Raw genomic sequence first — 19,350 nt, forward strand, 5'->3', positions numbered from 1 at the left:
CCCCTGCTTTTTCCGGATCGCGCAACTTTTTTTCCGGATTGGATTAGCTGCCCCGTTTTTTCATACCCACCTTTGCGCCTTGAAATATTTCTATTACCATTCAGATGAAGCAACAGTTTTTCTTAGCATTCTTTTTACTGGGTACGCTGGCAGCGGCTGCGCAAACCGGCGCCATTAAAGGAAAAGTACTTACAGCCGACGGACAGCCGGCAGGATTTGTAACAGTAGGCATTGTAGGCACCAAAATAGGCACTATTACCGGCGAAAGCGGCACTTACCAGGTAGACCGCCTGAAGCCAGGCACCCATACCGTGCGCGTAAGCGCCATAGGCCTGGCTGCACAGGAAAAACAGGTAACCGTGGTTGCCGGACAAACAGTGGCCGTAGCAGATATTATACTGGAAGAGTCGGCCTCCAAGCTGAAAGAGGTGGTAATTGAAGGCCAGAAAACAAAGTATAAAGCCAGCGAACCCTCCAACACCTTGCGGTTAAAAACTTCGCTGCTGGAAACACCACAGAACATACAGGTGATCAGCGGCAAGCTGATTGCCGACCAGCAGATCACCGACATGCTGGAAGGCGTAACCCGCAACGTAAGCGGCGCTAACAGGGTGGAGCACTGGGATAACTACGCCCGCATTTATATGCGCGGTTCCAACATACCGGCCTTCCGCAACGGCATGAACGTATCTATGCCCTTTGGTCCCATGACCGAAGATATGAGCATGGTAGAGCGCATAGAGTTTGTGAAAGGCCCTGCCGGTTTTATGATGGCCAACGGGGAGCCCGGCGGTTTTTATAACGTGGTTACCAAAAAACCTACCGGCATTACAAAAGGTGAGGTAGGCCTTACCTTTGGCAGCTACGACCTGTACCGCGCCACCATGGACCTGGACGGGAAGCTGAGCAAGGATGGCAAGCTGCTGTACCGCCTGAACCTGATGGGACAGTCTAAAAACTCGTTCCAGCAATATGACTTTAACGAGCGCTACTCGGTAGTACCGGTGCTCACCTATAAGCTGGACGACCAGACCTCCCTCACCGCAGAATATACCTACCAGTACTCAAAGGTGCAGATGATTGGCGCCAACTACCAGTTTTCCCGCAAGGGCTATGCCGACCCGGATTTACCGCGCAGCTTCACCACCACCGCACCCACGCTGGAGCCGTCTAAAACAAACGACCACAGCCTGCTGCTGAACTTCCATCATGCCTTTAACAACAACTGGAGCATAACCGCACAGGTAATGTATGAGAACTATAAGCTGCGGGGCAGCTCTGTATGGCCCGGCGCTGCGCCTGACCTGGCCGGCAATATGCAGCGCGCCATGACCATATGGGATGTGGATGCCGTAAACCGCCTGGGACAAATGTATGTAAACGGCGAAGTGCGCACCGGCGGCATTACCCACCGCATACTGGGCGGCATTGATGTAGGTGAAAAGAATAACTACTCCGATTACGGGCAGTTTAAGCTGATAGATGCTGCCGCCACTTTTAATATTTATGACCCGGTGTATGCCGCTACCGCAGATATAACGCCGTTTGACCACAGCATACCGGTACGCCAGCGCACCGGTCCCAACACCTCTGTTTTTGTTACACAGCAATCCTACAAGGGGGGTTACCTGCAGGATGAGCTGCGTTTCCTGCAGGACCGTGTACGCTTAACCGTAGCCGGCCGCTACACCTACTCAAAAGATAATGACGGCACAGCCGTAGAGTCAAAGAAATTTACGCCGCGTGTAGGCTTGAGCGTTTCTGCAGACCACAATACATCCATTTATGCACTATATGACCAGGCTTTTGTGCCCACTGCCGGTTACGACAGTTCCAAAAGCCGGTCTTTTGTACCTGTAACCGGTGATAACATTGAAGTAGGCCTGAAACGCGACTGGTTCGGCGGCCGCTGGAACAGCACCCTGGCTGCCTACCGCATTTACCGCAACAACACGGTAACCGCCGACCCGGCTAACATTAACTGGTCAACCCAGCTGGGGCAAACCCGTACACAGGGCATTGAGCTGGACATCCGCGGCCGCCTGGCAAGGGGGCTGGATGTAACCCTTAACTACGCCTATACAGACTCTAAAATCACCAAAGACACTGATAAAGGCAAGATAGGACAGGTTACACCAGGCACTATCCGCAACATTGCCAACGGCTGGCTCTCTTACCGGCTGGAGAGCACCCGGCTCAAAGGCCTGGGCATTGCCCTGGGCGCGCAGTACCAGGCCGGCCGTTTTGCGTGGTACTCCTTTAGCGGCGAAACCCCGCTGACCGATTACTTCCGCATGGACGGCAGCATCTCTTACCAGGTATCGCGCTACAGCGTTAGCCTGAATGTAAATAACCTGCTGAACAAATACCTGTATTCAGGCTCTACCCTTACCGACAACAGCGGGCCTTACTACTTCTGGATCCCGGAAGCGCCGCGCAATTTCCGTTTAAATGTAGCATACCGCTTCTGATAGCAGGGGGTTATAAAATAAATGAGCGGGGGTATTCGATGGAATGCCCCCGCTTTGTGTTAAACCGGCCTTCATCCGTGCATTAAAAAGTAAAGGCCGGCCCTAATGGCCAGCCCTTTTGTTTATCCCCCACGATTTGCTAAAAAGTTACATGCGGTGTCGCACGTTTTCACTGTTCTATAGAAAAATAATTTTGTTCAAAGCGCTGCATAGTCCCTCGGGTGATCGCAGAACACTGCATGATAGCGTACCTGTTTGGCCGGCGCCGCCCCGGGTTGGCAGACCAGTTCTATCCACACACCCGGGCCGTCAATCCTCACATAATCGGTACTGGTGGTAAAGAACAAGCCTGCGTTACCGGTTACAGCACTCTTGTTGTTAGCGTAGGTTACATAAGTATCGGGCAGTTCACCGGCGTAGGTACGCAGCAATAAAGCTGCAGCAGCAGTGTCTAAATTACTGAGCCAGGGCTTTATAGCAGCCAGCACTTTTGCCTGCGATGCGGGGCTGAGCATTCCCACTTTCACGCCCTGCCTGATACATGGCAGGTAGCTGTTCTCACCCGTTGTCAGCAACACATCAGTAAAAGTAGTGGCTATTTTTGCATTGGTAAGCTGTTCAGGCGTAAAGGAGGCCAGCATGGCAGCCAGCACATTCTTTTCCTCTAAAAGCGGCACATTAGCCGTGTCGTTGGATGTCCATGACACCGGTTGTACAACCCTGGCTGTTCCTTTAAAAGCGTTGTTGGCATCAGCCGTGGCGGATAAGGTAACCGCACCGCCGCCCGGCGCACTCGCTGCTGCACGGTTCACCTCAGTATCACCATCCTTCTTTGAGCAGGCAAGCAGCAAAGCCATGGCAACAATCAGTGGTCCTCCTTCAAATGCCAACACGCTTTTAATTTTCATAACACCTTTTATTTAGCGTAAAACCATTCAACCGTTCACTAACTTCTAAGTACATACGCTATACCGGTTCCTAATGCCATTCAAATGATTCCGGAACAAAGATGACTAAAAAGGAAAAGCAGCTGGAAATAATTGGGGTGAATGTGCCCTATTCTGTGGTAAGGGAGCTAACGGTTCATCAGGTGCATAAAGTCGTTCTCATAATTGCTGCCCAGGGGTATCTCTTCTCCGCAATGCAGCGCAATCATTTTATTACGCACCGCGGCTACCTGTGAAAGGGGTACAATAAAGGAGCGGTGCACCCGTGCAAAGGCCGCGGGCGGCAGCTTTTCCAGGATGGTCTTCATGGTCATCCGCACTACCAGGGGCGTTTTATCTTTCAGGTGAATTTTAAGGTAGTTGTCCAATCCTTCCATAAAAAGAATATCGGCAAAAAATATTTTCACCAACCCGTAATCAACTCTTAATGTAATGTGATCGCTGCCTGGCGCAGCGGCGTTTTGCCGCAGCTGGTGAAAGGAAACGGCTTTTTCCATTGCCTGCCTGAAACGTTGTAAGGTGTAGGGTTTTACCAGGTAATCCACTGCGCTCAAGTTATAGCTTTCTGCTGCGTGCTCGCTGTGGGAGGTGGTGAATATAACCATCACACGGGCCGGCACACGCCGGTAAAAGTCGAAGCCGTTTATGGAAGGCATGTGAATATCCAGCAGCAGCAGGTCTACCGGGTATTTTTCCAGGTATTCAAATGCTTCCCCGGCTTTGGTAAAGGTTTTTTTTAGAGCTACTTCAGGAATATTGGCGCAAAAACCTTTAATAATTTCTAATGCAGGTGGTTCATCATCTAATGCTATCGCAGTTATCATAGGAGATCCATTCTCAGTTTTACCAGGTAGTGGTGCGCATCCTGGGAAATTTCAAGCAGATGTTTTCCGGGATATAGCAGCTCCAGTCGTTCCCTGGCATTGCTTACTCCTATTCCGCTGGAAAGCACCTGGTGCGGCAGCGCTACCTTATAGTTATGTACTGATAAATGTAACGTTTTTTTGTACAAATTTAAATGAACAGATATGGCGGAAGCTGCCTCGGGGTTAACGCCGTGCTTAAACGCATTTTCTATAAAAGTAATGAGAATGAGGGGGGCAATGCCCGCTGGCGCCGGCTCCTCCTGCTGCACAGTGCTGTGTATAATGGCAGTATTACCCAGGCGGAAGCGCTGCAGCGCAATGTAATGCTGAATATATTCCAGCTCGTCCTGCACGGGAATGGCCGGCTGCCGGGCATCGCTGGTAACATAGCGCATTAAGCCGGACAGGTGCACGATAGCATCCGGCGTATCGTCATCTTTCCGTACTGCCAGGGCATAAATGCTGTTGAGGGTATTAAATAAAAAATGCGGGTTGATTTGTGCATGCAGGTTAGCCATTTCCGCTGCATAATGCGCCTGTTCGGCCAGGTACCAGCGGCTGCGCACGCGCAGCAGCAGGGAGCCTAATACCACTACAACGAACAGGGAAATATGATGCCTGACGGCTGCCGGCTGTAAAGGATTGCGGCCGGTAAGCGCTGCGGGCAGCAGGCAAATCACTAAAAAACCAGCCAGCACCGATAGCACGTATAACAGCCGCCGCTTATTAAAATACAGCCTGGGAATAAGGATAAAATAATGCAGGTAAAAAAAGCCAAGCATCAGCACATTGGCAATTACCTCCCTTTGCATGGGCTTTGAAAAAAAGAAACCTGCCTGTCCTGGTGATGCATTGGATAGCCATACCGGCAGGCTTAAAAACAAAATGCAGCCGGTAATGTGTAAGATGGCATAGCCGATCGTATGCTTCATAGCACTGTAAAATGCGGCTATTCTGCGGTATTTTCCCGGTTTTGGGGTGAAATGGGGAAATGTTGGGGTGGCGGTAATTGCTGTAAATAATATAAGGCCGCACCGAATGCGGCCTTATATAACCTATTAAAACTCTACTTTACTTAGTCTGTTTATATTACAGTGCTTTCTCAAATTGCTGACGGGCGTTTTTGCCCCGAAGGTGAACAGTTGTAGCTGAAGTACAGGCTATAACAATTAGTTCAGCAGCGTATTGATACACTGGCAAAGCTGCGATTTGGTGAACGGTTTTTCCAGGAAAAGGTCGGCCCCGTTCTCAATAGCCACATCTTTTGCGGCAGCGTCCATGCCGGAGATCATAATAATTTTGGTGGCGGGATATTTATCTTTCAGGAAACGGATAAAATCCAGCCCCAAACCATCCGGCAGGCGGTTATCCAGCAATACTACAGCCGGCGGGTGTTGTTGAAAAAACTCCACAGCATCGGCAATTGTTTTTACATGCTCAATCTCCATTTCGCGTCCGTCGAGCAAAAGATTGATCAGTAAACACATTTCACCTTCGTCTTCAATAATTAAAAGCTTTTGCTTGTGTGTAACGGCAGTACTGGTATTGGTCATAAAAATGGTTTTTAGAAGTTAGCAGAAGAAGTATATAAAAAACCGTACCAATACCAACAGGCTTTAAAAAAGCCAAACCCCGTTCATCATTGCTACCCCGCAGGTAGTTTCAAAAGAGTTTACATAGTTATCCGGCGTGCGGTGCCACCACTGCCCCCACATAAGACCGTTGGAATTGCGGTAGGCCCAGGCTTGCGCGGCGTTGTAGTTCAACCATGATGAATAGGTGCTTTGATAGCCCTGGTCGTGCACAAACTTGCAGGCCCAACGCGCAAAGATGGCTTTAAAGCCCTGGCAGTCGTCCGTATCATATTCATCCGGCAGCAGGCCCTGTGCATTGCACATACTGTTTTTGGTATAGTCCATGGCTTTGGCGGCCATTGTTTTGTAGCCACCGGATGGATAGGCATTTTGCAGCAGGCTGCAGGCGCCTATAAAAGTGCCCTGGGTGTAGGTGCGCGCGCCTTCTGTAATAGTGCCTGCGGCATTTATAGCGCCCCTTACTTCCCCGGTGCCGGACGCATACAGCTTGCTCACCATCCAGTCAGTGATCATCTTCGCTTTATCGCGGTAGCCGGCGTCGCCGGTAGCCTGGTACAGGTACATGGCGCAGATGGCGGCAGGCGCATTTACACAGGCGTTCTTGGTGGTTTTGCCAGTGGTCCACCAAAGGCCGCCGCCCAGGTTAGTGTCCCATGCACGGGACCATACCATATCAAAGTTGTTTTTGGCCATATCCTTCATGCCGCCGTCGTTGGTGATCTGGAAAGCGCGTATGCACATCAGCGCTCCCCATATTACATCATCGTTATAAGTATTAGAGGTCCATAAAAGCCCATAGGCGTCGCGCATACCGTTGTACAGGTACACCATCTTGTTCCGCAGGTCCGGGTCGTTGTTAATAGTGTAGGCGTCGATCACGGTTTCAATAGCCTCTGCCTGCCGCCAGAAGTCCATACGGCCGCTGTGCGTTACGTCTGAATAAAAATAGGCTTTATAAGAAGGCCCATAGGTGCCATACTCATGGTAAAAGGCGTTGTTGTAGCATTGCATGGCCAGCAGCGCTTCTGACTTTGTTGGCTGCGCAGCGGCGGCAGTTGACGCAACTTCGCTGGCATTGCCGGCTGGCATTTTTTCCAGCTCTTTTACGTCTTTTTTTGCACAGCCAAACAGGGCAAAGATGATTAACAGGGCAGCCAGGCCGTTGCTGCAGGTGGACTTTTTTACACAATGTGGAATTTTCATGGTTTTCAATTTAAGATGTGAAGAAATGTGCTCCGTAATAAGTGCGCTGACAGTACTACCTGGTTAACAATAACGCAGTATCATAACAGTGGAACCGGGTTTTCTGGACAGTCTAACCATAAAAGACAGCCGGCAGCTGACAGATTACTTACAGGGAAAGAAAAAATTTTTCCGGTACAGGCAAACGGTCAGCTGCTGCATAATATGAATATCCTATACCGGCCGCAATATTTCTAACCGCCTGCACAGCCTTATGTTTCCGTGCCCTTGCCGGGCGGCAGGGCTGCACACCCAAACGCCATTAAACGATCCATCCAAAAAATATTTTCATCCGGCTATTGCGCAAGTAAATACTTGCGCTTATATTTGCAAGTAATTACTTGCGCATTATGAAAGCCAGAAGAGATGTGTACCAGGCCATAGCCGATCCTACGCGGAGGGCTATTATTAATATGATTGCGGCTAAGCCGCAGAATGTAAACTCCATTGCGGAGCACTTTAATGTAACCCGGCAGGCTATATCGCTGCATGTGAAAATACTCACGGATTGCGGGCTTATAGTGATCCGGCAGCAGGGCCGCGACCGGTTTTGTGAAGCGCAGCTGAACAGGCTCAGTGAGGTAGCTGCCTGGGTAGACCAATACCGGCAGCACTGGGAAAGCAAGCTGGATGCCATGGAAACTTACCTGGAAAAACTAAAAAAAGAAAGATATGGAAAACAGAAAAAGTAACACCGCCGACCGGGAGCTGTTCCTGTCACGCACACTGAATGCGCCCATAGCGCTTGTTTGGGAGGTATGGACGCAACCGGAACACATTGCCAACTGGTGGGGACCAAACGGCTTTACCAACACCATTACCACCATGGATGTAAAGGCCGGGGGCGAATGGAACCTGGTGATGCATGGCCCCGACGGAACAGACTATGACAACAAAAGCATATTCCGCGAGATCATTCCATATAAAAAGATCGTTTACGAGCATACCTCCTACCCGCATATTATCGCCACCATTGAGTTTGAGGCCCGGGGCGAACAAACGTTTCTTACCTGGCATATGCTCTTTGACTCAGCTGCAACATTTATGGAAGTGGTAAAAACCCATGGAGCCGATAAAGGCCAGCAAGAGAATGTAGAGAAGCTGAACGCGTACCTGGCGCAGCTAAAAGCCGGCAAACCTTAAACCCCTGTTATATGCACCGTATTATTCACCGCCTGCTGGCGGCATTATTACCTGTTATTACTGTACTTTCAGCAAACGCACAAACAAACACTATGGAAAAAGCAAACACCACCGGCCATGCACCGGTAAATGGCATCAGCATGTATTATGAGATTTACGGCAGCGGCAATATACCGTTGGTGCTTATACACGGCGGCGGCTCTACCATTGAAAGCTCTTTTGGCGCCCTGCTGCCGCTACTTTCAGGCTATGGAAAAATAATTGCCGTTGAGCTGCAGGCACACGGCCGCACCAGCGACCGCAATGCGCCGGAAAGCTTTACACAGGATGCAGACGATGTGGCCGCACTGCTGCAATACCTGAAAATAGACAAGGCCAACATCCTGGGTTTCAGCAACGGCGCCAGCACCACCCTGCAAATTGCCATCCGCCACCCCGAAGTAGTGAACAAAATAGTAGTGATCTCCGCCGCCTTCCGCAGGGATGGGTTTATACCCGGCTTCTTTGAAGGCATGCAGCACGCCACCCTGGATAATATGCCGGCGCCCCTGAAAGAGGCATTTTTAAAAGTAACGCCCGATAAAGACAAGCTGCTGGCAATGTTCAATAAAGACCGCGAACGGATGCAGCACTTTAAAGACTGGAGTGATGAAGCAGTGAAATCCATCAAAGCCCCCGCGCTGGTAATGGCAAGCGACCATGATGTAATAACAGTAGCACATACCCAGCAAATAGCGCAGCTGATACCGGGCGCGCAGCTGGCAATACTGCCCGGAATACATGGCGCATTTATAGGCGAGATATGCACGGCCGAAAAAGGCAGCAAGCTGCCGGAGGTGACCGCCACACTGGTAAAGGAATTTTTAAAGTAACGCACAAAAGAAACGCCGCAATAGACATTGCGGCGAATACTACACCTAGTGTTCAAATGGATCTAAACCGAAAAATTTACCGGCCTCCGGGCAGCAGCATAAACTGCAGCAGGTTCTTTTCCGTAAGGTAAAGGCTTGCTGCCTGTTGCATGGCGGCCGGGGTTAACGCATCCAGGTTCTTTTGTACATCCTGCACCTGCAGCAGATCCTCACCGTTTTCCAGCTGACCATCCAGGTAGCTCAGCCACCAGCCGTTATCTTTTAACGCCAGCTCAGTATTGCGGATCACAGCTGCTTTTACCTTCATAATATTGTCTGTTTCCACCGGTGTGGTCCTCAGCGCTTCCATTTCCCGGCGCACAAGATTTACCAGGTGATCTGCATTAGCCGGTGCGCAGCCAAAGGCAATTATAAAGGCATAGCGTTCCCTGGGCTGCTTGTTGAAGGTGAATTGCACAGTAGGGCTGTACACTTCCCCTTCTGCTTCCCGGAGGTTTTGCAGCAGCCGTATCTGCAGCACCTGCGCCAGCGCATTCAGCACCTGGTTATTTGCCGGGCTATAGCTGTAATCGCCGCTTACGATGAGCCGCACCAGGGCTTTATCGGCCTTGCCTGCCTTTACTGTTTTTACAATGCGCCCGGGCGGAATATGTATGCCGCGATCAATAGCCGTGTCTTTATGCCCGGCTGCAGGCAGCGCGCCCAGGTATTGTTCCAGCAGGGGTTGTATAGCGGCAGTGTTAAAACTCCCCACGAATACGAATGTAAAGCCGGTTGCATCTGCAAAGCGCTCGCGGTAAATATCATATACCTTATCGAGCCCTATCCTATCCAGCTTAGCCAGGGTAGGCGGCGAGCTGCGGTAGCTGTAGCCACCCATTACATACGCCATGGTATCATTAAATATGTTATTGGGCTCCGCATACCGGTTAGGCAATACGGCCCGTGAGCGGTTAATGATGTTGTTATACAACATTGTGTCCTTACGGGGATGGGTAAACTGCATATACACCAGCTGCAGCGCAGTTTCCAGGTCCTGCGTGGCACAGGCTCCATGCACGCCGGCTGTGCGCTTATCAATAAAAGGCGCTACCTGTACTACCTTGCCGTTTAATGCGCTGTTCACCTGTACGGGCGAAAGGCTGCCTAATCCAAAACTGCCGATGATGGCGGCAGCGCTGGCAGCAGCGTCGTAGTCACTATCATTATACAGGGAGGCGCCGCCCGGTGCAAACCCTTTAAAACGGATCTCATCATTCTTAAAGGTGGTAGGCTTTAATACCACTTTTACGCCGTTGCTGAGCGTGAGCATGGTTACGCCTATTGCTGGCAGGCTGTCTGCTGCGGTAACCCTGCCCCGTTGGGGAAGGACTGTGAGAATGCTGTGCACCAGCGTATCTTCCACATAAGGGTCCAGGCGCATGCCCTGCATTTCGTTCAGCCATGCAGTAACCGTGTCTTCTGCAGGAAGGCTTTGCTTTTTATCATCCGGCGCCAGTATAAGTATATCGCGGTTGATGTCCTGTATGTACGCTGTTGTTACGTTGTTGATGTCCTGCAATGTAATTGCCGGGAGCTTTGCTTTTGCAAAATTGTATTCCCACTGTATGCCGGGGGCCGCCTCCTGCTGCAGGAAAAGGCGCTGGTATTCCTTTACAAAGTCAACAGAGGGCGTGCGGTCCTGCTCATTCAGCAACTGCTCAAGGTTGCGCAGGTATTGCTGCCTGGCCCTGTTCAATTCTGTTTGCGTAAAGCCATAGCGCCTTACCTTTTCCACAACGGACCATGCCTGTTTGAATGCAGCCGGCAGTTGGCCTTCTTTAGCGGTTACAGTAAAGGAGAAGGCATCCAGCCCGCCCGGCAGCGGGGATATGGACATACCTGCGCTTACCATGGCAGGATTATGTTCGCGGCTGGTTTCGTTATAGCGGCGCGTATTCAGCAGCTGGTTAAACAGCGTTCGTTTTACCAGCGCCAGGTAATCTGCTTCTGTGCGTATGGCCGCTGCTTTGTGCTTTATGTAAATATCCAGCTCTGTGGTTGCTGTTTCGGGGTCTGTTACAACCATAAACTGGTTTTTGCCGGTGAGCGGAATGGTGTAAGCCGGCCGCGCTCTTTCATGCACCGGGTTCTTTAGCGTGCCGAACTGCGCCCTGACCATCTTTTCCATTGCAGCCGCATCTATATCTCCCACCACGATCAATGCCTGCAGGTTAGGACGGTACCAGTCGCTATGGAACCGTTTGATCACAGGGCGCTGAAAATGCAGCAGCACACTGTCGGTACCAATGGGCAGGCGGTTTGCATAGCGCGAGTTGTTCAGCAGCATAGGCAGGTAGCGGCGGCTCATGCGTTCTTTAGCGCCTTTGCCCAGGCGTTCTTCTTCCAGCACAATGCCGCGTTCCTTTTCTATCTCCTGCGGATCCAGCGTAGCTTCCTGCGCCCAGTCGCGCATGATCTCCAATGCAAGCGTAAGCATAGCCGGGTCATCAGACGGCATGGGCAGCTGGTACACAGTTTCATCAAAGGTGGTATAGGCATTGAGGTCGGCGCCAAAGCGCACGCCTGCTTTTTGCAGGTGGCTTACCAGCTCATTGCGCGGGAAGTGCCTGGTGCCGTTAAAGTTCATATGCTCCAGGAAATGCGCCAGCCCGCGCTGGTCGGCATCTTCCAGCACAGAGCCGGCCTTGTTTACCAGGTAAAACAGCGCCCGGTTGCGCGGCTGCTCGTTATGGCGGATGTAGTAGGTGAAGCCGTTGGCCAGCTTACCGGTACGCACTGCGGGGTCCAGCGGCACATGCTGTGCAATAACAGGCTGCATGGCCGCCATACCGGCAGCCGCCATCAATACATATATAATTTTCATACAGGCTTACTGGTTATAGATCTTTTTCAATTCATCGCTGAGCGCATCGCCCCGCAGGCTTCTGGCAATAATTTTACCGGAAGGGTCTATCAGGAAATTCTGTGGAATGCCCTGTATGCCGTACAGCTTTACAGCGCTGTTGTTCCAGTACTGCAGGTCCGACACGTGCGTCCATGTAAGACGGTCTTTACGGATGGCTTTCAGCCAGGCATCTTTTGCGCCCGGCTGGTCCAGCGATACGCTGAGTATATCAAACCCCTTGCTATGGTACTGCTGCCAGGCTTTAACAATATTGGGATTATCGGCCCGGCATGGGCCGCACCAGCTGGCCCAGAAATCGAGCAGCACATATTTACCGCGGAAACCAGACAGCTTTACCATGTTGCCGGCTGTATCGGGCTGCTCAAAATCAGGCGCCTCTTTGCCTATTTCCACGTTGGCGAATGCAGCGCGGGTGCTCATATGGTCAATCACGGCTTTTACCTCGGGATTAGCGGCTACGCCTGCAGGCAGCTGCCCGTACAGTGCGCGCACCTTTTCGTCATTTTTACCGCCCAGCGCCTTATCATAGCGTTTAAAGGCGTATATGGCTACCGGTGAGGACGGATGCTGCCGGATAAAGCGCACATACGCTTTTTCCAGCTGCTCATTCCTGGCAGCTTCCAGCTGCCGGAGGTAAGCAGCCACCGCATTGTTGTTTCCCATGCCGGCGGCGGCAGCCTGCTGCTGTTCCAGTATAGCTATCTTTTTCTTATAGCTGCTGTACACGGCATTCACATGCCGGTATTCCTGCATAGCCTTTGTACCAGATACAGTGGCATTTGAAAAGGTTTGGCGGTGCGTAATTGTGATTGTTTCCCCTGACAGGAACAGCAGCACAACGCCCACCATTCGTTTGTCGCTGAGGTTATACACTTCCAGGGTCGCTTCTCCCCCGCCGGCTATGGTATCGTGCAGGAAATAAGTATTATCGGCGCGCACATGCGCAGTATCTCCCTGCGGCACACCGCCGTTATCATAAGTAAGATTGATCACGTAATTACCCGGGGCAATATTCTCCAACCTGCCTTTTATTTCAAAAGGCGCCTTATCCTGGGCCATGAGCACCCCGGGCATTGCTGTCAGCAATGTCAAAAACCATTTTTTCATAATACTGTGTTATGGATTACTAAGCAAGGTTCACTTTATCACTTCTGCCAGCTTTTTCTCCAGCGCATCGCCCCGGAGGTTTTTTGCAATGATGATACCTTTTGGATCTACCAGGAAATTCTGCGGTATGGATGATACGCCGTATAGCTTTGCAGCGGCGTTGTCAAAGCCTTTGGCATCCCATACCTGTGTCCAGGTAAGGCCGTCTTTTTCAATGGCCTTTTTCCATGCGTCCTCCTGCCCCTGTACATCAAGCGATACGCCCAATATATCAAAGCCTTTATCCTTATACCGGTTATAGGCTTTCAGCACGTTGGGATTTTCTGCCCGGCAGGGACCGCACCAGCTGGCCCAGAAATCTATCAGCACATATTTACCCTTAAAGGAAGAAAGGCGCACCTGGTTGCCGTTCACATCCTGCTGTGTGAAATCATGCGCAGGCGTGCCTAAAGTGGTTAATGCTTCGGCTGCAGCTTTTGTTGCTTCGGCTGCTTTTTTGGCGGCTATCCCTTCCTTCATGTTTTCCATTACGTAAGCCTGCGTAGCGGGCGGCATCAATTGTATAAGGCTGTCTACCCGCGCTGAAGGAGTTGACTTGTCGGTTATTAATGTTCCCAGCAGTTCCGGCGCAATGGGCGATGCAGGATGGGCTTTTATATAGGCGGCAGATTCGGAAATCATGAGGTTCATGACATCGCCCAACAGCTGCGAAAAAACAATGCGCATGCCGGGCGAGGTTTGTGCTTCTTCGGACTGCATAATATTGCGCACGCTATCTGCCAGCACCAGCACTTTCTTCATAGCATCGCGGTAGTCCAGCTCCGCGCGTGTGCCGCTGCCGGAAATGGTGTTCTTAGCAAATGATCCGTTCATTACAATATTCATTTCCCCACCCTGCAAATGCACGGCGGCCTGGTCTACAAACTGCAAACCTGTATTGCTCTTTGGCCGGAAACCATACAGTGTTACATTTGCCAGCCCCGGAAACGTTCCGGTAAAACGGAAATGGTTATTCTTTACCAGCGCGCTGTCTACCTGCAGCGTTTTCTGCGCGTTCATTTCCTTATTCAGCACGCGGGCTTCCATGTACACCTTGGGCGGCGGCACTGCAAAGTTTTTCAGCGTGCCGTTGATAACATATCCTTTTTGTGCGGCAGCGTGCTGCCATATGCCTGTTAATAAAACGGCTGCTATAAGCGGTAATGTTTTCATCTTTTTCATCATTGATAACCTTCAGTTTGAGTGAGATGCGGGTTTGCAAAAATATCATTGGTGGGTATGGGCCACCATTGCATGAACGGCTGCCAGCCGGCGCCGCCTTTCTGCGGCGTCAGCGGCGTCATTACTGCATTTAGCCGGCCGGTACGCCTGAGGTCAAAAAGGCGGTGCCCTTCTTCTGTAAACAGCTCGGTGCGGCGCTCTTTCATAATAGCGTCCAGCAGGGCATCAGCGCCGGCTGCAGTAACGCCTCCCAGGCCGGCGCGGGCCCTTACGGCGTCCAGGTCCTGCTTGGCTGCGGTTAGCTTGTTCAGCCGCACACGCGCTTCTGCACGTATGAGGTATTGTTCCGCCAGGCGCAGCATCACTATATATTCGTCGCCGTTAGTTCTTGATTTGTATTTGTCGGGAAAATAATAGCTTACGGGTGCAGCAGCAGTGTCGGTTGCTTTACGGGCCCAGGTAACCAGTCTTTCATCGCCGGGCTCAAATGCATTTACCAGGCTGCTGCTCATAGCTACGCTAATATTGCTGGCGGGGAACGCGGGTACTATGGCTGGCATACCGTTATTGTACACGTTATAGTCCCTTACCCAGCTGTTGGCAAGCGGCGCCAATGCATACACGGTTTCGAGGCTTGTGTGCAGGAAAACATCTGCCGGCCGCGGCAGGCTAAACACAGGTTGCGCTATTACCAGGCTGGCCTGTGTTTCTGCATTGGCCCAGTCTTTTGTGTACAGGTATACCCTTGCGAGTAAGGCGGTGGCTGCAGCTTTATTAGGCCGGCCGCGTTCCGTGGTGGTTAACCCGTTACCGTCTTTATATTCATCTGTTAACAGGCTTTGCGCCTGCTGCAGATCTTTAATGATCTGCACGTACACATCTTGCGGCGTGCTGCGGGGCAGGCTGTTATTTACGGCATAGTCAGAGCTGGTAACTATTACGGCGTCGCCATACAGGTTCACCAGGTAAAAATGCAGCAGGGCGCGTATAAAATAGGCTTCACCCAGCCATTGACTGCGATAACGCAGCGTAGCAGTGGTAGTGGGCGTTACGCCTTCTATCACCAGGTTGGTGGTGTACAGCTGCTTGTACAAGAGCGTCCAGAGGGCGCCGGTATTATCGCTTTGCACGGCGTTCTGGTAATATACCCTGTCTGCGCTGGTAGGGTCGCCTATGCTCTGCAGCTCGTCTGCATACAAGCTGGTGCTAAAGCCAATGCCGCTGCCATCAAACAGCTGTGGAGCGCCCATTAACCTGGCGTAAATGCCATTAAGCACAGCGGCGCTTGATTTATCGGTAGTATAGGCGCTGCTGCCGGCAATAGTGCTCAGCGGCAGGGGCAGGTCAAGGTACTTTTTACACCCGCCCGTCAGCAGCGCAGCCAGGCAAAGCAGGCCGGCTGCACAACAGCGTAATGATCTATAATAATGGTTTTGCTTCATGTGCGTTAAGTTTACAGGTTCACGTTAAAGCCGGCGGAAAAAGTGCGCAGGGGCGCCAGGCCTGCTCCGAGGTTCTCGGGGTCCAGGTCTTTATACTTTGAAATAGTGAGCAGGTTCTGGCCGCTCATGAATATGCTCAGATTGCTGATGCGGTTATGAAACCAGCGCGGCGGCAGCGTATAGTTGATATTCAGGTTACTGAGGCGGGCATAGGTAGCATCTTCATACGCCCCTGTGCTGAAATTGAAATTGTTTTGCTGCAGGGCTGCTGTAAGCGCCTGGCTTACCCGCTGTACCGGCGCTATATCGCCCGGCTTCTGCCAGCGCTTTAACACCACGGAGGAGGGGTTTATGTTAAATATACCAAACGGCAGGTTCTGAGATCCCAGAAAATTTTTTCCGGTGCGGCTGGTATAGGTGAATACGAAGCTAAGCGTTACGGTCTTATAAGTGAATGAGTTTACAAGGCTGCCGAAATATTTAGGCGCCAGGTCGCGGAACGCAGTTTTGTCTTTCAGCTTGTCCAGGGCGCCGCCGGACAAAAAGTTCCACATGCCTTTTTCCCCGTTCTTGTAAAAGGTATAATAACCTGTTTCAGGATCAACGCCGGCATAATCAAACAGCTTAATGCCCTGGGTGGATTTACCTAAAACATAATTCTCACTGGTGGGTATCTGCGATTCGGGGTACGATTTCAGGATATTGCGGTTAGCCGAGATAATGAAAGTGCTGCGCCAGCTGAAATTCTTTCTTTGAATATTGGTAGTGTTAAGCGTAAGCTCATAACCGGTGTTGCTGATCACCGCAGGCCAGTTGGCAGGAATGCTGTTAGTGCCTGTAACCGTGGCCAGCGGCTGGTTCACCAGCTGGTTGCTGCTGCGGTTATTGTAATAGGTAGCATCTATGCCCAACCTTCCTTTAAAAAGCTGCAGGCTTAATGCTATTTCCCTTTTCAGCATGCTTTCCCAATGCAGGTCCGGGTTAGCCAGGAGGTTGGGTATCAGCGATACCCCGTTCATATAGGAGGTATAGGAAGAATAGGTATTTAAATATGCATAGTCGTTGATAGCATCACCACCGGAAACGCCTATACTGCCTCTTAGCTTGGCAAAGCCGATCACCGGCAGCAGGCTGCTGAACCAGCTTTCGCTGCTGAATATCCAGGCGGCGCCTACGGAGCCGAACTTGCCGTAGCGGTTACGGGGCCCGAATTTGGTAGACCCGTCGTAGCGGCCGTTCAGGTTAATGATATACTTGTTATCCCAGTCGTAATGCAGTATGCCGAAATAAGACAGGGTTCTGCCAGGCACCTGGTTATAGGTGGTGGTAATATTATTGGCCGATGTAAAGGTGGGATTGTACAGCAAATCATCGCTCAGGAAATCAGTGCCGGTGGTGTTCTGGCTGTATTCCAGGCGGTCAACCAGCGTCATGCCGGTAGTAGCGCTTAAACGCCCCCTGCTGCCCAGGTTCACCTGGTAGCTGATGTTGGGATCAATATTCCATACGCGGGAAGTGTACAGGTTCAGCTCTGCCTTGGTAGGCTGATGGGTAGAGGGGTCAAAGAAAGTGGACGGGTAACCGATATTTTGCCTGCCGGAAATATTGTTATACCCAATGGTTGCCCGCAGCGTAAGCCCTTTCAGCGGCATATATTTAAAATCGCCGGTAAAAACGAGGTTATTGGTCTGGTTCCTATTGATCATTTTAAAAGCGGCAAATTTCGCGTTAGACCGGCTGGGCTCCCAGTTGATGCTGCCGTCCGGGTTAAACACGGGTGGCGCATTGGGCGCCTGTAAAGCGCCGCCTGTAAAGTCAATTGGCAGCAGATTGTTTACGGTAGAGGAAAAGGAGCCGCTCAGGGATGCAAATACTTTTTTACCGGGTGTAGTGGTATTGATATTAAAGTTCATACCCCCGGTTTTATTAGCGCCGGTATTTCTTTGCACGCTTTGCAGCACATTATAGTTGCCGCCCACCAGGTAGTTCACGCTGCCGGTGCCGCCGCTGTAAGTGGCGTTGAGCATGGTAGTTTGCGAGTTGCTGCCCGCGGCAAATTTCTGCCAGTCGGTATAGCGGTCTTCGGGCCAGGTTCCATTCACATCAAAGTCGGTGGATCCCGGCTCCACGCCATCGTTCTTAAGCGCTTCGCGGCGTATCATTAAATAATCCTGCAGGCTAAGCAGCTCCGGCGACCGGCCCCTAACCGTTACGCCTGTTTGCGCGCTGATATTGAGCATAGGCTTTCCTGCCTTTCCTTTTTTGGTGGTGATCAGCACTACGCCGTAACCGCCGCGGGAGCCGTAAATGGCGGTAGCATCGGCATCTGTAAGCACGTCAATACTTTCTATCATAGCGGGCGGCAGGTAGTCCAGCACATTGCCGCCCTGCAGGTTGTTGTTAAAACCGCCTACTTCTGAACCGGGATAAATAAAAGGCAGCTTGCCGTTGGGATAAGGCACGCCATCTACCACGTATAAAGGCTGCGTGCTGGCAGCCAGTGAGCTTCTGCCGCGGATCGTTACTTCATAGGGATAACCCGGCTGCCCGCTCATTTGCTGGATGAACATGCCGGGCACACGGCCCTGCAAAGCGCTCAGCACATTCACTACGGGATTTTTCGCAATCTCCGCTGCTTTTATAGTGGTAATGTTACCGGTGCTTAAACGGCGCGTGGTAGTGCCGTAAGCAATTACCTGCGTTTCATCCAGCAGGGAGTGTGAATGATGAAGTATAATATACAGCAGGTTACCGTTAGTGATCTTTATTTCTTTCGGCTCATACCCGATGAATGACACCTCCAGTATATCACCCCGGTTGGCTTCAATGCTGAACAGGCCTTTGGCATCTGTTACCGTGCCTTTGGTAGTGCCTTTTACCCGTACAGACGCACCTACCAGCTCCTGCCCGGTAGTATCGCGGATCATGCCGCGTATTGTCATAAAACGGGGCGCTTCAGGCAATGTTTGCACGGGCGCCGGCGGTGGGGAGGTCTTAGGTACCAGCACAATGGTTTGCCCTTTTACCAGGAAATTCAGCGGCTGGCCGCGAAAAACCTGCTGCAGGAAATCCTTCAGTGGCATCTGCTTTGCCGCCACTGTAACCGGCTTCATGGCAGCCATTGCATTTTTGGTGGCAAATACCACGTACCCGGTCTGCTTTTCAATTTCGTTAAACACCTGCCTGGCAGGCAGCTCCCTGCCCGACAAGGTGATCTGCTGCGCTACGCCGGTAGCGTGTAGTTGCAGGCAGGCAGCAGTCATTAAAAGAATGGCTAGTTTCATCGTGTTCACCAATAATTTTCTGTTGGAGGCAAACGGTCCCCTAAACCGAAATGCATTTTTTTGCATACATTGCGTTAGTTTGGTTGGTTAAGAATAGCATCTATGTTACTTTCCAGGATCAGCCGGACATTCACCGGGAGTGGTACCAGCACTTCCGGTTTTGTTTTTATTGATCCTGCTTTGCTGATCTACAGCATGCATTGTTTAAATCCGCGAACTATTACATTATAAAATGATTTTGGTTGGTTTTTG

General features: G+C 51.2%; 14 protein-coding genes. 4 read left to right on the top strand and 10 right to left on the bottom strand.

Annotated elements, in window-relative coordinates:
• Positions 1-104 precede the first annotated feature (104 nt).
• The gene (locus tag VFS25_RS13575) at positions 105-2,471 is read left to right on the top strand and encodes a TonB-dependent siderophore receptor (protein ID WP_326462695.1); all 2,367 of its coding nucleotides are present in this window, start codon (positions 105-107) and stop codon (positions 2,469-2,471) included.
• A gap of 197 nt (positions 2,472-2,668) precedes the next feature.
• On the opposite strand, the gene VFS25_RS13580 is transcribed toward VFS25_RS13575, so the two are convergent.
• The 5 genes from VFS25_RS13580 to VFS25_RS13600 all read right to left on the bottom strand — a co-directional run bounded on the left by VFS25_RS13580 (position 2,669) and on the right by VFS25_RS13600 (position 7,082).
• Positions 2,669-3,379, bottom strand: coding sequence for a DUF3500 domain-containing protein (locus VFS25_RS13580; protein ID WP_326462696.1), 711 nt, complete (start codon positions 3,377-3,379; stop codon positions 2,669-2,671).
• 167 nt (positions 3,380-3,546) lie between these two features.
• Positions 3,547-4,242, bottom strand: a complete 696-nt coding sequence (locus tag VFS25_RS13585; protein ID WP_326462697.1) for a LytTR family DNA-binding domain-containing protein — start codon at positions 4,240-4,242, stop codon at positions 3,547-3,549.
• Positions 4,239-5,216, bottom strand: a complete 978-nt coding sequence (locus VFS25_RS13590) for a histidine kinase (RefSeq protein WP_326462698.1) — start codon at positions 5,214-5,216, stop codon at positions 4,239-4,241. The genes VFS25_RS13585 and VFS25_RS13590 overlap by 4 nt, the downstream gene beginning before the upstream one ends.
• 237 nt (positions 5,217-5,453) lie before the next feature.
• The gene (locus VFS25_RS13595; RefSeq protein WP_326462699.1) at positions 5,454-5,837 is read right to left on the bottom strand and encodes a response regulator; all 384 of its coding nucleotides are present in this window, start codon (positions 5,835-5,837) and stop codon (positions 5,454-5,456) included.
• Between the two features lie 63 nt (positions 5,838-5,900).
• Complete coding sequence (locus tag VFS25_RS13600) at positions 5,901-7,082, bottom strand: glycoside hydrolase family 76 protein (RefSeq protein WP_326462700.1); 1,182 nt, start codon at positions 7,080-7,082, stop codon at positions 5,901-5,903.
• Between the two features lie 389 nt (positions 7,083-7,471).
• Between VFS25_RS13600 and VFS25_RS13605 the strand changes: the two genes are divergently transcribed.
• Genes VFS25_RS13605 through VFS25_RS13615 form a run of 3 tightly spaced genes read left to right on the top strand, consistent with a single transcriptional unit; the run spans position 7,472 to position 9,136 of the window.
• Complete coding sequence (locus VFS25_RS13605) at positions 7,472-7,813, top strand: metalloregulator ArsR/SmtB family transcription factor (RefSeq protein WP_326462701.1); 342 nt, start codon at positions 7,472-7,474, stop codon at positions 7,811-7,813.
• Positions 7,794-8,264, top strand: coding sequence for an SRPBCC family protein (locus VFS25_RS13610; protein ID WP_326462702.1), 471 nt, complete (start codon positions 7,794-7,796; stop codon positions 8,262-8,264). Before VFS25_RS13605 ends, VFS25_RS13610 begins: the two co-directional genes overlap by 20 nt.
• 11 nt (positions 8,265-8,275) lie before the next feature.
• Positions 8,276-9,136, top strand: coding sequence for an alpha/beta hydrolase (locus VFS25_RS13615; RefSeq protein ID WP_326462703.1), 861 nt, complete (start codon positions 8,276-8,278; stop codon positions 9,134-9,136).
• 76 nt (positions 9,137-9,212) lie between these two features.
• Here the strand turns inward: VFS25_RS13615 and VFS25_RS13620 are convergent, their stop codons facing one another.
• Genes VFS25_RS13620 through VFS25_RS13640 form a run of 5 tightly spaced genes read right to left on the bottom strand, consistent with a single transcriptional unit; the run spans position 9,213 to position 19,098 of the window.
• Entirely contained in the window at positions 9,213-12,002 is a 2,790-nt protein-coding gene (locus VFS25_RS13620; RefSeq protein ID WP_326462704.1) for a M16 family metallopeptidase, read from the bottom strand.
• A 6-nt stretch (positions 12,003-12,008) separates the two neighbouring features.
• Positions 12,009-13,151 carry a TlpA disulfide reductase family protein gene (locus VFS25_RS13625; RefSeq protein WP_326462705.1) on the bottom strand — a complete coding sequence of 381 codons (1,143 nt, stop codon included), beginning with the start codon at positions 13,149-13,151 and terminating at the stop codon, positions 12,009-12,011.
• Between the two features lie 30 nt (positions 13,152-13,181).
• Positions 13,182-14,363, bottom strand: a complete 1,182-nt coding sequence (locus VFS25_RS13630) for a TlpA disulfide reductase family protein (RefSeq protein WP_326462706.1) — start codon at positions 14,361-14,363, stop codon at positions 13,182-13,184.
• Positions 14,364-14,371: 8 nt separating this feature from the next.
• Positions 14,372-15,814 (bottom strand): RagB/SusD family nutrient uptake outer membrane protein, encoded by a 1,443-nt coding sequence (locus VFS25_RS13635; protein ID WP_326462707.1) that lies wholly within the window; start codon positions 15,812-15,814, stop codon positions 14,372-14,374.
• A gap of 11 nt (positions 15,815-15,825) precedes the next feature.
• Positions 15,826-19,098: a SusC/RagA family TonB-linked outer membrane protein gene (locus tag VFS25_RS13640; protein WP_326462708.1), complete on the bottom strand. Its 3,273-nt coding sequence runs from the start codon at positions 19,096-19,098 to the stop codon at positions 15,826-15,828.
• Positions 19,099-19,350: the final 252 nt, after the last annotated feature.

Origin of the sequence: Chitinophaga sp., assembly GCF_035761305.1 — a bacterium.
Classification (GTDB): Bacteria; Bacteroidota; Bacteroidia; order Chitinophagales; family Chitinophagaceae; genus Chitinophaga.

Excerpts from the sequence above, each read along its gene's own strand:
- VFS25_RS13605 (WP_326462701.1), top strand. The coding sequence starts at position 7,472 with ATGAAAGCCAGAAGAGATGTGTACCAGGCCATAGCCGATCCTACGCGG.
- VFS25_RS13595 (WP_326462699.1), bottom strand. The coding sequence starts at position 5,837 with ATGACCAATACCAGTACTGCCGTTACACACAAGCAAAAGCTTTTAATT.
- VFS25_RS13575 (WP_326462695.1), top strand. The coding sequence starts at position 105 with ATGAAGCAACAGTTTTTCTTAGCATTCTTTTTACTGGGTACGCTGGCA.
- VFS25_RS13600 (WP_326462700.1), bottom strand. The coding sequence starts at position 7,082 with ATGAAAATTCCACATTGTGTAAAAAAGTCCACCTGCAGCAACGGCCTG.
- VFS25_RS13610 (WP_326462702.1), top strand. The coding sequence starts at position 7,794 with ATGGAAAACAGAAAAAGTAACACCGCCGACCGGGAGCTGTTCCTGTCA.
- VFS25_RS13640 (WP_326462708.1), bottom strand. The coding sequence starts at position 19,098 with ATGAAACTAGCCATTCTTTTAATGACTGCTGCCTGCCTGCAACTACAC.
- VFS25_RS13625 (WP_326462705.1), bottom strand. The coding sequence starts at position 13,151 with ATGAAAAAATGGTTTTTGACATTGCTGACAGCAATGCCCGGGGTGCTC.
- VFS25_RS13635 (WP_326462707.1), bottom strand. The coding sequence starts at position 15,814 with ATGAAGCAAAACCATTATTATAGATCATTACGCTGTTGTGCAGCCGGC.
- VFS25_RS13615 (WP_326462703.1), top strand. The coding sequence starts at position 8,276 with ATGCACCGTATTATTCACCGCCTGCTGGCGGCATTATTACCTGTTATT.
- VFS25_RS13620 (WP_326462704.1), bottom strand. The coding sequence starts at position 12,002 with ATGAAAATTATATATGTATTGATGGCGGCTGCCGGTATGGCGGCCATG.
- VFS25_RS13630 (WP_326462706.1), bottom strand. The coding sequence starts at position 14,363 with ATGAAAACATTACCGCTTATAGCAGCCGTTTTATTAACAGGCATATGG.
- VFS25_RS13580 (WP_326462696.1), bottom strand. The coding sequence starts at position 3,379 with ATGAAAATTAAAAGCGTGTTGGCATTTGAAGGAGGACCACTGATTGTT.
- VFS25_RS13585 (WP_326462697.1), bottom strand. The coding sequence starts at position 4,242 with ATGATAACTGCGATAGCATTAGATGATGAACCACCTGCATTAGAAATT.
- VFS25_RS13590 (WP_326462698.1), bottom strand. The coding sequence starts at position 5,216 with ATGAAGCATACGATCGGCTATGCCATCTTACACATTACCGGCTGCATT.